12 protein-coding genes are annotated in these 11,756 nt (G+C 51.9%); 3 read left to right on the forward strand and 9 right to left on the reverse strand.

Features of this window, described 5'->3' with window-relative positions; genetic code table 11:
• Positions 1 to 78: 78 nt before the first annotated feature.
• The 6 genes from HMPREF3139_RS05040 to HMPREF3139_RS05065 form a co-directional block, all read right to left on the reverse strand.
• A complete protein-coding gene (locus tag HMPREF3139_RS05040; protein WP_070460991.1) occupies positions 79 to 273 on the reverse strand; it encodes a virulence regulator in 195 nt (64 codons plus the stop codon).
• Between the two features lie 27 nt (positions 274 to 300).
• Entirely contained in the window at positions 301 to 2,358 is a 2,058-nt protein-coding gene (metG, locus tag HMPREF3139_RS05045) for a methionine--tRNA ligase (protein ID WP_070460993.1), read from the reverse strand.
• A 127-nt stretch (positions 2,359 to 2,485) separates the two neighbouring features.
• The gene (gene murA, locus HMPREF3139_RS05050; protein ID WP_070460995.1) at positions 2,486 to 3,739 is read right to left on the reverse strand and encodes a UDP-N-acetylglucosamine 1-carboxyvinyltransferase; all 1,254 of its coding nucleotides are present in this window, start codon (positions 3,737 to 3,739) and stop codon (positions 2,486 to 2,488) included.
• Positions 3,740 to 3,935: 196 nt separating this feature from the next.
• On the reverse strand, positions 3,936 to 4,853 hold the full coding sequence (gene ftsX / locus HMPREF3139_RS05055; protein ID WP_003747810.1) for a permease-like cell division protein FtsX: 918 nt from the start codon (positions 4,851 to 4,853) through the stop codon (positions 3,936 to 3,938).
• The gene (gene ftsE / locus HMPREF3139_RS05060) at positions 4,850 to 5,500 is read right to left on the reverse strand and encodes a cell division ATP-binding protein FtsE (RefSeq protein WP_004519169.1); all 651 of its coding nucleotides are present in this window, start codon (positions 5,498 to 5,500) and stop codon (positions 4,850 to 4,852) included. The genes ftsX and ftsE overlap by 4 nt, the downstream gene beginning before the upstream one ends.
• A 248-nt stretch (positions 5,501 to 5,748) precedes the next feature.
• Positions 5,749 to 6,231 (reverse strand): TlpA disulfide reductase family protein, encoded by a 483-nt coding sequence (locus HMPREF3139_RS05065; protein ID WP_070460997.1) that lies wholly within the window; start codon positions 6,229 to 6,231, stop codon positions 5,749 to 5,751.
• A gap of 169 nt (positions 6,232 to 6,400) precedes the next feature.
• Between HMPREF3139_RS05065 and arsC the strand changes: the two genes are divergently transcribed.
• Together arsC and HMPREF3139_RS05075 are read left to right on the forward strand one after the other, a co-directional pair.
• Positions 6,401 to 6,760 carry an arsenate reductase (glutaredoxin) gene (gene arsC, locus HMPREF3139_RS05070; RefSeq protein WP_004519164.1) on the forward strand — a complete coding sequence of 120 codons (360 nt, stop codon included), beginning with the start codon at positions 6,401 to 6,403 and terminating at the stop codon, positions 6,758 to 6,760.
• Positions 6,761 to 6,785: 25 nt separating this feature from the next.
• The gene (locus tag HMPREF3139_RS05075; protein WP_070460998.1) at positions 6,786 to 7,442 is read left to right on the forward strand and encodes a YdcF family protein; all 657 of its coding nucleotides are present in this window, start codon (positions 6,786 to 6,788) and stop codon (positions 7,440 to 7,442) included.
• A gap of 70 nt (positions 7,443 to 7,512) precedes the next feature.
• Here HMPREF3139_RS05075 and HMPREF3139_RS05080 read toward each other — a convergent pair whose 3' ends face one another.
• Both HMPREF3139_RS05080 and HMPREF3139_RS05085 read right to left on the reverse strand, forming a co-directional pair.
• Positions 7,513 to 7,764: a hypothetical protein gene (locus tag HMPREF3139_RS05080; protein WP_070461000.1), complete on the reverse strand. Its 252-nt coding sequence runs from the start codon at positions 7,762 to 7,764 to the stop codon at positions 7,513 to 7,515.
• 106 nt (positions 7,765 to 7,870) lie between these two features.
• Positions 7,871 to 8,965 (reverse strand): ABC transporter substrate-binding protein, encoded by a 1,095-nt coding sequence (locus tag HMPREF3139_RS05085; RefSeq protein WP_070461002.1) that lies wholly within the window; start codon positions 8,963 to 8,965, stop codon positions 7,871 to 7,873.
• A 159-nt stretch (positions 8,966 to 9,124) separates the two neighbouring features.
• On the opposite strand from HMPREF3139_RS05085, the gene gltX reads away from it, so the two are divergent.
• Positions 9,125 to 10,519 carry a glutamate--tRNA ligase gene (gltX, locus tag HMPREF3139_RS05090; protein ID WP_070461004.1) on the forward strand — a complete coding sequence of 465 codons (1,395 nt, stop codon included), beginning with the start codon at positions 9,125 to 9,127 and terminating at the stop codon, positions 10,517 to 10,519.
• A gap of 66 nt (positions 10,520 to 10,585) precedes the next feature.
• On the opposite strand, the gene HMPREF3139_RS05095 is transcribed toward gltX, so the two are convergent.
• Complete coding sequence (locus HMPREF3139_RS05095; RefSeq protein ID WP_070461006.1) at positions 10,586 to 11,542, reverse strand: DUF2167 domain-containing protein; 957 nt, start codon at positions 11,540 to 11,542, stop codon at positions 10,586 to 10,588.
• Positions 11,543 to 11,756: the final 214 nt, after the last annotated feature.

Below are 11,756 nucleotides of genomic sequence, written 5' to 3' on the forward strand. Positions count from 1 at the left end.
CAAAGGTAAGATCAACCATTTAATCCGCTTACCCTTTTAAAGAATAACCAAATTTACCTTTCAACCGGCATTGCTGCCTTAGCGGGAAAGAGAAGGTGCTTTTCGTGGCGGATTGATCATGAGAAGAACGGCTTCTTCAATTTGTTTGTCCCCCCGATCATGGAGTTCTACCGGAAACTTCAGACGCAACACTGTAATAATAGCGCCAACCGATAAGCCTGCATCATTAAGCAACTCAATTTCTTTAAGTACCGGAGCGGAAAGGTTTAACATGGTTTCTCCTTATGGTTTGGCTAAGGCTTAGCCCACTTTATCCCCGGGTTGCGCGCCTGCGTCAACGTCGAGGAGCTTCAGTTTGCCCTCTGCCGTGGCGGCTGAAAGGATCATGCCTTCGGATACGCCGAATTTTGCCATTTTGCGCGGGGCGAAGTTGGCGACGGCGATGACCATGCGGCCGTTCAATTCGGCGGGGTTGGGATAAGATGCGGCGATGCCGGAGAAGATGATGCGTTTTTCAAAACCGAAATCGAGGTCGAATTTTAGGAGTTTGGTGCTGCCTTCAACGGCTTCGCAGTTCAATACTTTGGCGACGCGCATGTCGATTTTCATAAAGTCGTCAAAGCTCGCTTGTTCGGCGACTTTTTCGTATTTGCTTTCTTCGGCGGCAGGCGCGGCTGCGGAGGCGATGCTTTGTTTGTTGGCTTCGATTAAATCGTCCACTTGTTTTTGCTCCACTCGTTGCATTAAATGTTCGTATTTGTTGATGGCGTGTTCGCCCAAGGTTTCGCGTGTATTTGCCCAAGTGATGGCTTCTAAATTCAGGAATTTGGCGGCATTTTCGGCCACTTTCGGCAATACGGGGGCGAGGTAGGCGGTCAACATGGTAAAGGCGTTGATGAGCTCGCTGCATACTTCGTGCAGGCGTTCCTCTTGGCCTTCTTGTTTCGCCAGTTCCCACGGTTTGTTGGCATCAACGTATTCGTTGACAATGTCTGCCAAGGCCATGATGTCGCGCAGGGCTTTGGCGTATTCGCGGCTTTCGTAGCATTCGGCAATGGCTTCGCTTTGCGCAGTCAGTTTTGCCAGCAATTCGCTGTCGGCAACATCTTTCAGACGGCCTTCAAAGCGTTTGGCGATGAAACCTGATGCGCGGGCGGCGATGTTGACGTATTTGCCGACGAGGTCGCTGTTGACGCGGCTGATGAAGTCTTGCAGGTTCAAATCGATGTCTTCGATTTTGCTGTTGAGTTTGGCGGCGATGTAGTAGCGCATCCACTCGGGGTTCAGGCCTTGTTCCAGATAGGATTTGGCGGTGATGAAGGTGCCGCGCGATTTGGACATTTTTTGTCCGTCGACGGTCAAAAAGCCGTGTGCGTACACGCCGGTCGGGGCGCGGTGGCCGGAGAAATGCAGCATGGCGGGCCAGAACAGGGCGTGGAAATAGAGGATGTCTTTGCCGATGAAGTGGTACATCTCGGTTTGGCTGTCGGCTTTGAAGTATTCGTCGAAATCGACGCCGATGCGGTCGCACAGGTTTTTAAACGAGGCCATGTAGCCGACGGGCGCATCCAGCCAAACGTAGAAATATTTGCCCGGCGCGTCGGGGATTTCGAAACCGAAATACGGCGCGTCGCGGGAGATGTCCCAGTCGGACAGCGTGGTTTCTTCGCCTTCGCCCAGCCATTCTTTCATTTTGTTGAGGGCTTCGGGTTGCAGATGGGGCTTGCCGTCGTGCGGATTGTTGCCGGAAGTCCATGCTTTGAGGAAGTCGGCGCATTCGCCCAGTTTGAAGAAGAAGTGTTCGGATTCGCGCAATTCGGGTTTTGCACCAGAAACGGCGGAATACGGGTTAATCAGTTCGGTCGGGGAATAGGTCGTGCCGCAGACTTCGCAGTTGTCGCCGTATTGGTCTTGGGCGTGGCATTTCGGGCATTCGCCTTTGACAAAGCGGTCGGGCAGGAACATTTGTTTTTCGGGGTCGAAAAGCTGCTCGATGACGCGGCTCTCAATCTTGCCGTTGGCTTTCAGCGCGCGGTAAATGTCTTGGGAAAACTGTTTGTTTTCAGGGGAATGGGTGCTGTAATAATTGTCGTAGCCGATGTTGAAACCGGTAAAGTCGGCGAGGTGCTCTTCGCGGACTTTGGCAATCATGTCTTCAGGCGCAATGCCTTGTTTTTGCGCGGCAAGCATCACGGGCGTGCCGTGGGTGTCGTCGGCGCAGCAGTAGTAGCATTCGTGGCCGCGCAGTTTTTGGAAGCGTACCCAAACGTCGGTTTGGATGTGTTCGACCATATGGCCGAGGTGGATGCTGCCGTTGGCATACGGCAGCGCGGAAGTGACAAGGATTTTGCGTGTCATGGTTTGTGCTTTTAAAAACAATGGATAAAGATGTCGGGAATTATACCGCAAAACAATACGTAAAGGCCGTCTGAAACCCGATTGCCGGTGTTTCAGACGGCCTTTTATTTATCGGCTGCGTATGGGATTAACCGCGTACGCGTTCGATTTTTGCGCCTACGCCGCCGAGTTTTTTCTCGATGTATTCATAGCCGCGGTCTAGGTGGTAGATGCGTTCGACGATGGTTTCGCCATCTGCGACCAAACCGGCCATGACGAGGCTGGCGGAGGCGCGCAGGTCGGTTGCCATCACGACGGCGCCGGAGAGTTTTTCCACGCCTTTGATGTAGGCGGTGTTGCCTTCGGTGGTGATGTCTGCGCCCATGCGGTTGAGTTCGGGAACGTGCATGAAGCGGTTTTCAAAAATGGTTTCCACCACGCGGCTGCTGCCTTCGGCAATGGCGTTCATGGCCATAAACTGCGCCTGCATGTCGGTTGGGAAGCCTGGGTGGACGACGGTGCGGATGTCCACGGCTTTTGGGCGTTGTTGCATGTCGATGGAAATCCAGTTGTCGCCGGCTTCGATGATGGCTCCGGCTTCGCTCAGTTTGTCCAATACGACTTCCATGGTTTTCGGTGCGGCATTGCGCAGGACGACTTTGCCGCCGGTCATGGCGACGGCGCAGAGGAAGGTACCGGCTTCGATACGGTCGGGAACGACGCTGTGTTCGCAGCCGTGCAGCTCTTTTACGCCTTCGATGGTCATGGTTGCTGTACCGATGCCGCTGATTTTTGCGCCCATTTTAACGAGGCATTCGGCCAAATCGACGACTTCGGGCTCGATGGCGCAGTTTTCGAGGATGGTGGTGCCTTCGGCAAGCGTGGCCGCCATCAGCAGGTTTTCAGTGCCGCCTACGGTCACGACATCCATGGTAACGCGCGTGCCTTTCAGACGACCTTTGGCTTTGACGTAACCGTGTTCGATGGTGATTTCCGCCCCCATGGTTTCGAGGCCTTTGAGGTGTTGGTCAACCGGGCGCGAACCGATGGCGCAGCCGCCGGGAAGGCTGACTTGGGCTTCGCCGAAGCGGGCGAGGGTCGGGCCCAAAACCAAGATGGATGCGCGCATGGTTTTTACCAGCTCGTAAGGTGCGCAGGTGTTGTTGACCGTGCCGCCGTTGATTTCAAATTCGGAAATGTTGTCGGTTAAAACGCGTGCGCCCATGCCTTGCAGCAGTTTTTGGGTGGTTTTGACGTCGGCGAGCATAGGTACGTTTTTCAAGCGTAAAGTGCCGGAAGTCAGCAGGCCGGCACACATCAGCGGCAGGGCGGCGTTTTTCGCGCCGGATACGATGATTTCGCCGTTGAGGGGGCCGTTGGCAGAGATTTTGAGTTTGTCCACAGGATGTCTTTCGTTATTTGTCTGCACGGTTTATGCCGCACAAATGAAATGAGATGGATAATAAACCATCAATTATAAGGGATTATGCCCTTGCTGTTAGATTTGGCAGTATTAAATTTTCACAAGGTTTGTTTACGTTGCGAAAGGATAAGATTTCAGGCCGTCTGAATGGTTCAGACGGCCTGTTTGCCAAGGTTTATTTTTTGGCTTTGAAGCCTAAGAGGTGTTGCGTGGTGGCCAGCCATGCGCCGAATACGCCCAGCGCGATGACGAAGCCGAATACCAGCGACACTTCGCTAAATGTGAAGAAACGCCAGCCGATGTTCAGACCGTAGGGTTTGAAAATCGCGTCCACCAGCGGCCGTACTTCGGCCAAAAGCCAAGCCGACAAGCCCAAGCTGACGGCGGCGGAGAAAATGCTCTGCCACATTGCCTGATAAAGGAAAGGGCGGCGGATGAAGGAAGCGGGCGCACCCAATAGCTTGGTGATTTCCAGCTCTTCCTTGCGGCTGAGGATTTGCAGGCGGATGGTGTTGTGTGCCACCAAGACAAAGGCCATGCCCAATGTCAGCGAGAGGAACCACAAAATCTTGCGGATAAATTCGTTAATACGATAAAGGGTTTGTACCCATTCCGTATCCATGGTTGCCGATTCGACGCGCGGCAGTTTGGTAATGTCTTTATAGATGGCCTGCATCTGATCCGGCGAAGTGGCAGGGTCGGGTGTAACGATAAAGACGTCGGGCAACGGGTTGCCATCGAGCATGGAAACGAGGTTTTGGTCGAGATTGGTCTGCAATTCTTCCAAACCTTCCTGCTTGCTGATAAAGCGGACTTTATCGATACGGCTGTCGCGTTGGAGCAGGTTTTTCACCGTATCGGCATCAGAACTTGCCGCATCGGTGTCCATATAGACCGTAATTTGCGGCGACTCGTTGAGTTTGCCCAATACGCTTTGACCGCTTTGGATACCCAAATACATAAACAGCGGCAAGGTCATGGCAACGGCAAGCATGAGCAGGGTCAGCAGCGTGCCGATGGGTTGGCGCAGAAGTTCTTTGAGCGCGGCGCGCGCCGATTCGACGTGTAGCGAGATGTAATGAATCATACTCATGCGAGGCGTCCTTTCTGCAGGCGCAAGACGCGGTGGCCGTAATCCGCCATCAGCGTTTCATCGTGCGCCGCAACGATCACGGTCGTGCCTGCTTCATGGAAGGTTTTAAACAATTCCATAATATCCAGCGCATAGGCGCGGTCGAGGCTGGCGGACGGCTCGTCGGCAATCAGCAGGCTGGGTTGGTGAACCACTGCGCGCGCAATGCACAAACGCTGCTGTTCGCCGCCGGACAAAGTGATGGGCATATCGTTTTCGCGGCCTTTCAAGCCGACTTTCTCAATCGCAATACGCGCGCGCTCTTCCGCTTTGCGCGGCTGGTAGCCGCCAATCCGCAAAGGCAGGATAACGTTTTGCAAGACATTGCGGTCGTAGAGGATTTTGTGGTCTTGGAAGACAATGCCGATATGTTGGCGCATAAAGCCGATCTGATTGTCGCTCAAGGTGCCGAGGTCTTGGTTGTTGAACCAAACCTTGCCTTTGGTAGGCTTGGTAATGCCTGAAATCAGCTTCAAAATGGTGGATTTGCCCGAGCCCGAATGGCCGGCGATAAAAATCATCTCACCTTTGTTAATCTGGAAACTGACATTTTTCAGGGCTTCGAAACCGCCGGGATAGGTTTTGGAAACTTGTTCGAAACGGATCATGGGTTTTCCTGAAAATAGGGTTTCAGACGGCCGGTATCATCGATAGGGCAACATGCCGTCTGAAAAAATGGAGATATTCACAGATTATAAATATTTCGGCTGCTTTTTGATAGTGAAACCCCGGTTCTGCCGGCGGATACACTGCCGGTTTGCAACACAAAACAACATGGTTTGAAAAAAGGCCGTCTGAACGATTGGGTTTCAGACGGCCTCGGTATCAGCGTAGGTTAAGCACCTTATCCGCTGTTTTATTTACATTTGGTTTTGGCCAAATTCACGGCGGCGGTCAGGCTTTTTTCGTTGACTTCGCCGGTGATGGTTTGTTTGTAGCCGCATTTCGGCGCTTCGACGACAGTGAAGGGCAATACGCCGACGTTGTTGCCGTGGGCTTTCATGAAGTTGCGGCTGTTGGCGCCGGTGTAACGCCAAATCGGATAGCTGACCGGCGTTTGTTTCAGGAATTTGCCGATGTTGTCGGTCGTATCCAGTGCGATGCCGATCATATCGACGCTGCCTTTTTTCTGCGCTTTGTACCATGCGGACATGGCGGGCATTTCTTTACGGCAGGGGCCGCACCAGGTTGCCCAAAGGTTGACCACGCGCACGGGGGCTTTGAGCGATTCCAGGCTTTGCGGTTTGTTGTCCTGCCAACCAGCCGTTTCGTCGGCGGCAAAGGCCGGCGCAGCGGTAAAAACGGCGGCGGACAAGAGAAGGGCGGTTAAGGCTTTCATGGTTGTATCCTTGAGGTTGCCAATCGAAATTGGGTTTATTGTAAAACGGTTTGGTGGGTATGCCTACCGATTCATATCAAGATATCAGGTAAAAAGTTTGAGTAAAAATCAGTTGCAGACGATAATAACCGCCATCATTGAATGATTTTGCAATAATACGGAGAATTTCATGCCGTCTGAATTCACACTTTATCACAACCCGCGTTGCAGCAAATCGCGTGCCGCGCTGGCTTTGCTCGAAGAAAAAGGCGTTGCCGCCGACGTGGTCAAATATCTGGATACCGCGCCCGATTTGGCGACTTTGCAGGATATGTTTGCCAAACTCGGTATCGAATCGGTGCGCGGCATGATGCGCACAAAAGACGATTTGTACAAGGAATTGGGTTTGGACAACCCCGATTTGGACAATGCCGCCCTGCTTCAGGCAATCGCCGAACACCCCGCCCTGCTCGAGCGTCCCGTTTTGGTAACGCCTACGCGCGCAGCCATCGGCCGTCCGTTGGAAAACATTGCCGCCCTACTCGGCTGATAGGGTTGGATAAGGCCGTCTGAAGATGATTTCCCTGCTTAAAAGCCGCAATGGCCTGCGATATTACCTGTTTCGCGGCCTTGCTTTGAGCGTTTTGCTGGTGTGCGGTATTTTTTTGAGCGGCACATGGCAGATTTACCGGACAGGTTCGCACACCTTGCCGAAGGATGCTCATGCCGATGCGGCGGTGGTATTGGGTGCGGCGGCATGGGATAAACGCCCGTCGCCGGTATTCCGTGAGCGCATCAACCACGCCATCACGCTCTACCAAAGCCATCGGGTCGGCAAAATCATTTTCACCGGCGGTACGCCCAAAAAAGGATTTATGACCGAAGCCGAAGTGGGGCGCCGATACGCGCTCAAGCAGGGCATACCGGCGCACAATATCCTGTTTGAAAACACGTCGCGCAACACTTATGAGAACCTGCGCAATATCGTCCCCATCATGCACGCCAACGGCATCGGCAGCATTATTGTTGTCAGCGACCCGTATCATTTGGCGCGCGCCGAAGAAATGGCCGCCGATTTGGGCTTGTCAGACGCGCAGTTCTCCGCCACCCCGACCACGCGCTTTGACGAGCGCAACAAGAAAGCCAAGTTCCTGATGCAGGAGAGCTATTCTTTGTTTCTCTACCGTATCGGCAAATGGAGCGATGCGGTTTGGAATTGGATAGGTGGTTGAGCTTTGGGCAAGCCATACAAAAGGCCGTCTAAAGCCTTTTAGGTTTCAGACGGCCTAAATGTATGCTTACTTATTGATATTGATTTGCAGCTGCACTGCCAAAAATGACTACAGCTACAGCCAGTACCAGATAGATGACAAACAGAATCAAGGCAGCCTTGAAATAATTGGCTTTATTCGGATTGGTGTTTGAGCCGAATGCCCATACAAACGTCATAACTATATTGACCAGCGGAATCATCAAAATCAAGTTTGTTATCAACCATTCTTTGACGCTTACAATTGGAGCCTGTTGATGGCCGATTTGGTTTTGTTCAGTCATATCTTGTCCAATACATTAAATAAAAAGAATAATAATTATACATAATAAAACCATATTGGTATAGCATACATATTCAGACGGCCTGAGCCTATGATTTTTGCAGCCGCTATTTCAATCGGATGTAAAATGTACCGTCCGGCACGACGGGCAGGTATTTGCGGTAGAAGTCCAGATAGGTCTTGTTTGGGTCTATGTCGGCAAACTGCTGCGGATACAGGGTTTTGGCGATAAATTGTGCGCTGGCCAAATCGGTGAGTGAGCGGGAGGCGGTGTGGTAGATGCCGTAAACGCGTTTGTTTTTGACGGCAGGAATGTCTGCCCAGCCTTTGCGTTTGACAAATCCGGCCAGGCGGCGTTGCGCATCGGCCTGGCTGATGCCTATGCCCATCGCCATAATGTCAGGCTTGTCTTTATGGCCGTTTTCCGTCCCCGAAATGACGATGACGTCGGGTTTGGCCGTCAGGAATTTTTCAGGGTTTACCGGTCCCCAGTTTTTAACGTAAGGTGCGGCGATATTGTTGCCACCTGCTGTGTCGGCAATCGCGCCCCACATATCTTTGCCGAAGGTGTAGCTGTATTCGGACGGGCCTTTGTCGCCGAATTCGATATAGATTTTCGGTTTGGACTGCTTGGCGCGCGCGACGCGTTTTTGGATGTCGGCAATGCCTCGGGCGTATTCGGCGGCAATTTTTTGGGCGCGCGCCTGCGTACCGTTGAGTTCGCCGAAAATTTCCGCACTGCGCGTGTGCCGCGCGACGGTTTCGGCGTTGAAATCGACCACGACGACGGGTATGCCTGCCGCTTTAATGCGCGGCAGGTGGGTGGCGATGGCCTTATACTGCCAGTCGGCCAGAATCAATACGTCCGGCTTGAGCGCGAGCGTTTTCTCCAGTGAAAACGTGCCGGTGCTGATGTTGCCGATGTCCGCAATGTTTTGCAGGGTAGGCAGCTTCTGTTTGAACATCGCCCAGCTGCCGGGATTGAATTTCTCCCAAAACTCACGCGAAATGCCGATGACGTTTTTAAATTTGTCCGCGCCCGTTACCGCGATATAGTCGGGATAGTAAAACGCCAAAACCGCGCGTTTGACAGGGACATCGACTTTGACTTCGCGTCCCAATACGTCTTTGATAGTTTTGATTTCGGCTTGGGCAAAAAGGGGCAGGAGGGCGAGGGCGGTAAATAAAGCGCGTTTGTTCATGAGCGGATACTTTCAAAGAAATAATTATCATTTGTCTTGTTTTCGGGAGAAAAGTTCCCAAACGGTCCTTCTGCGCCGACATTATTTTCAGACGGCCTTACATTGTTTAAACCTTGCCGAAAAAGTAAAATAACCGTTTTAAAAGATTTTGGAGCCATCATGACCGTCAAAACCCGTTTCGCCCCCAGCCCAACCGGCTACCTGCACATCGGCGGCGTACGCACCGCCTTGTTTTCATGGGCGTTTGCCCGCCATCATAAAGGCGAGTTCCTATTGCGTATCGAAGACACCGACTTGGCGCGCTCTACTGCCGAATCCGTCAACATCATCCTCGACGGCATGAAATGGGTCGGCCTGGACTACGACAATGCCGACAACGTCGTTTACCAAACCCGCCGTTTCGACCGCTACAAAGAAGTCATTGCCGAACTTTTAGAAAAAGGCGCCGCCTACTACTGCTATTGCAGCAAAGAAGAGCTGGAAGCCATGCGCGAGAAAGCCGAAAAAGAAGGTACGGCGACTTACGACCGCCGTTGGCGTCCGGAAGAAGGCAAAACCCTGCCCGAAATCCCTGCCGACGTGCAACCTGTTGTCCGTTTCAAAACGCCTCTGGACGGTGTGACCAAATGGACGGACTTGGTCAAAGGCGAAATCTCCATTCCCAACGAAGCACTTGACGACCTGATTATCGCCCGCGCCGACGGCACACCGACCTACAACTTCTGCGTTGTAGTGGATGACTACGACATGGGCGTTACCCACGTTATCCGTGGCGACGACCATGTGAACAATACCCCGAAACAAATCAACATCCTAAAAGCCATTGGCGCCACCCTACCCGAATACGGCCACCTGCCCATGATTCTCAACGAACAAGGCAAAAAAATCTCCAAACGCAGCGGCGATACCGTTGCCATTACCGATTTCGGCGCGATGGGCATCCTGCCCGAAGCCATGCTCAACTATTTGGCACGCTTGGGCTGGGCGCACGGAGACGATGAGTTCTTCACAATGGAACAATTCATCGAATGGTTTGATTTGAAAGACGTTTCCCCATCTCCAAGCCGTATGGACTTGAAGAAACTCTACTGGATCAACGGCGAACACATCAAAATTACGCCTAACGACAAACTCGCCGAAATGGTGAAACCGCGCCTCGCCCTGCGCGATATCCATGAAACAAGCAAGCCTGCTTTGGAAGACGTGTTGGCATTGGTAAAAGACCGCGCCCAAGACCTGAACACACTTGCCGACGAGTGCCTCTACTTCTACGTCAAACAAACCCCTGCCGAAGCGGATGTGCAGAAACATTGGGACGACGAGGCCGCCGCCCGTATGCTGCGCTTCGCCGAACGCCTCGAAGGGCTGGAAGACTGGAACGCCGAAGCCATCCACGACCTCTTCAAACCTTTCTGCGACGAAGAAGGCATCAAAATGGGCAAACTCGGCATGCCCCTGCGCCTCGCGGTCTGCGGTACGGCGAAAACCCCAAGCGTCGATGCCGTATTGGCTTTAATCGGCAAAGAAGAAGTGTTGAAACGGATCCGTTCGTAAGGCATGAATGATAAAAGGCCGTCTGAAAGTTTTTCAGACGGCCTTTTTATTTTGAACAGGATTTATTTATTCTTCTTCGTTCGGTTTGTTTTTATCTTTTTTGCGCCATAGGCCTTTAAACAATGCGCCTGCTGCAACAGCACCGAAAATAATCAGTTTGCCGAATTTAGCCAGTAATGCGCCGACCAAAGCTAATAATCCCAGTTTTTTTGCAGCGATACCGCCAACCAAGGCAGCCAGTCCGTATTCAGCCACTTTGTCGGTTGCGGCATTGAAATCACTGTAGCGCTTGCCTTCATTGAATTCGATATTACCCAACAATTCTTGCACAATAGGTTTGTATTGATCTATGCTTTTCAAATCGGTGATCATAGTCAATTCAATATAGCCTTCGCGTCCCAGCTGGAAAGTATTGTAGTTGATGGCAGGATTGGGATCGGGTTCGTTTTTATTCAGAACGTCAATCGACCAAATCAGACGATGGGTCTTTGCATCATATTGCGGTTTTTCTACCCAGCCGCGTGTTTCCAATTCCGGCAGGTTGCGGGAGGCACGCTCTTTATTTTGTTCCTCGGTGCCTTCTTTCAGTTGCTCGAGCATGGCCTCAACATCCCATTCTTTGGCATCATCGTCTTTGATATAGCCGGAATCGGTAAAGGTTAGGTCTACCATCCAATTAGTATCACCGTCCTCGTTTTCCGACTCGGGGAGAATCAGGCCGTAGCGGTTGGGGTCTGTGGCGTTGCCTGCTTCCCTCATCATGGCATTGGCGCGATTTTTTTTCACAAAGACCATTTTTGCAGGCAGTTTCAGTTTGGCCTGATTGCCCAAATCAACGGTTGCTGGGCCTTGGACGATCTGGTCGTCAACGTAGTTTGCGATAGAGTCTGAGGCTTGTTGCGCTTCTTGCCCGGATGCCTCAACGGCAGAAGCGGTATCAGCGTTGGCTGCAGAAGCCGGTAGGGTTTGGATAGATAGTAGGGCTGCCAAAACGGCATAGGCGAGACGGTTGCTTTTCATCATAGGGTTCTCATGAAAGAAGAATTAAAAAGATGCAGACAGCCGCAACACCATATGCTCCGGCATGACTAAAGGGTAAATTTTACAATAAATAAATCATATTTACATATTTAAATATGACTGTAATTTAAAAAATACAGGAAAGCTTTTTGACGAGAGGCAGAGCCATCATTGTGAAACTCAAAAAGGCCGTCTGAAAATTTTTCAGACGGCCTTT

The organism is Neisseria sp. HMSC15G01 (genome assembly GCF_001808255.1).
Taxonomy (GTDB): Bacteria; Pseudomonadota; Gammaproteobacteria; order Burkholderiales; family Neisseriaceae; genus Neisseria; species Neisseria subflava_A.

What these genes read in the sequence shown, in the direction of transcription:
- HMPREF3139_RS05075 (WP_070460998.1), top strand. Translation starts at nt 6,786, where the DNA reads ATGATTTCCCTGCTTAAAAGCCGCAATGGCCTGCGATATTACCTGTTT.
- ftsX (WP_003747810.1), bottom strand. Translation starts at nt 4,853, where the DNA reads ATGAGTATGATTCATTACATCTCGCTACACGTCGAATCGGCGCGCGCC.
- metG (WP_070460993.1), bottom strand. Translation starts at nt 2,358, where the DNA reads ATGACACGCAAAATCCTTGTCACTTCCGCGCTGCCGTATGCCAACGGC.
- arsC (WP_004519164.1), top strand. Translation starts at nt 6,401, where the DNA reads ATGCCGTCTGAATTCACACTTTATCACAACCCGCGTTGCAGCAAATCG.
- HMPREF3139_RS05095 (WP_070461006.1), bottom strand. Translation starts at nt 11,542, where the DNA reads ATGATGAAAAGCAACCGTCTCGCCTATGCCGTTTTGGCAGCCCTACTA.
- HMPREF3139_RS05080 (WP_070461000.1), bottom strand. Translation starts at nt 7,764, where the DNA reads ATGACTGAACAAAACCAAATCGGCCATCAACAGGCTCCAATTGTAAGC.
- HMPREF3139_RS05085 (WP_070461002.1), bottom strand. Translation starts at nt 8,965, where the DNA reads ATGAACAAACGCGCTTTATTTACCGCCCTCGCCCTCCTGCCCCTTTTT.
- HMPREF3139_RS05040 (WP_070460991.1), bottom strand. Translation starts at nt 273, where the DNA reads ATGTTAAACCTTTCCGCTCCGGTACTTAAAGAAATTGAGTTGCTTAAT.
- ftsE (WP_004519169.1), bottom strand. Translation starts at nt 5,500, where the DNA reads ATGATCCGTTTCGAACAAGTTTCCAAAACCTATCCCGGCGGTTTCGAA.
- HMPREF3139_RS05065 (WP_070460997.1), bottom strand. Translation starts at nt 6,231, where the DNA reads ATGAAAGCCTTAACCGCCCTTCTCTTGTCCGCCGCCGTTTTTACCGCT.
- gltX (WP_070461004.1), top strand. Translation starts at nt 9,125, where the DNA reads ATGACCGTCAAAACCCGTTTCGCCCCCAGCCCAACCGGCTACCTGCAC.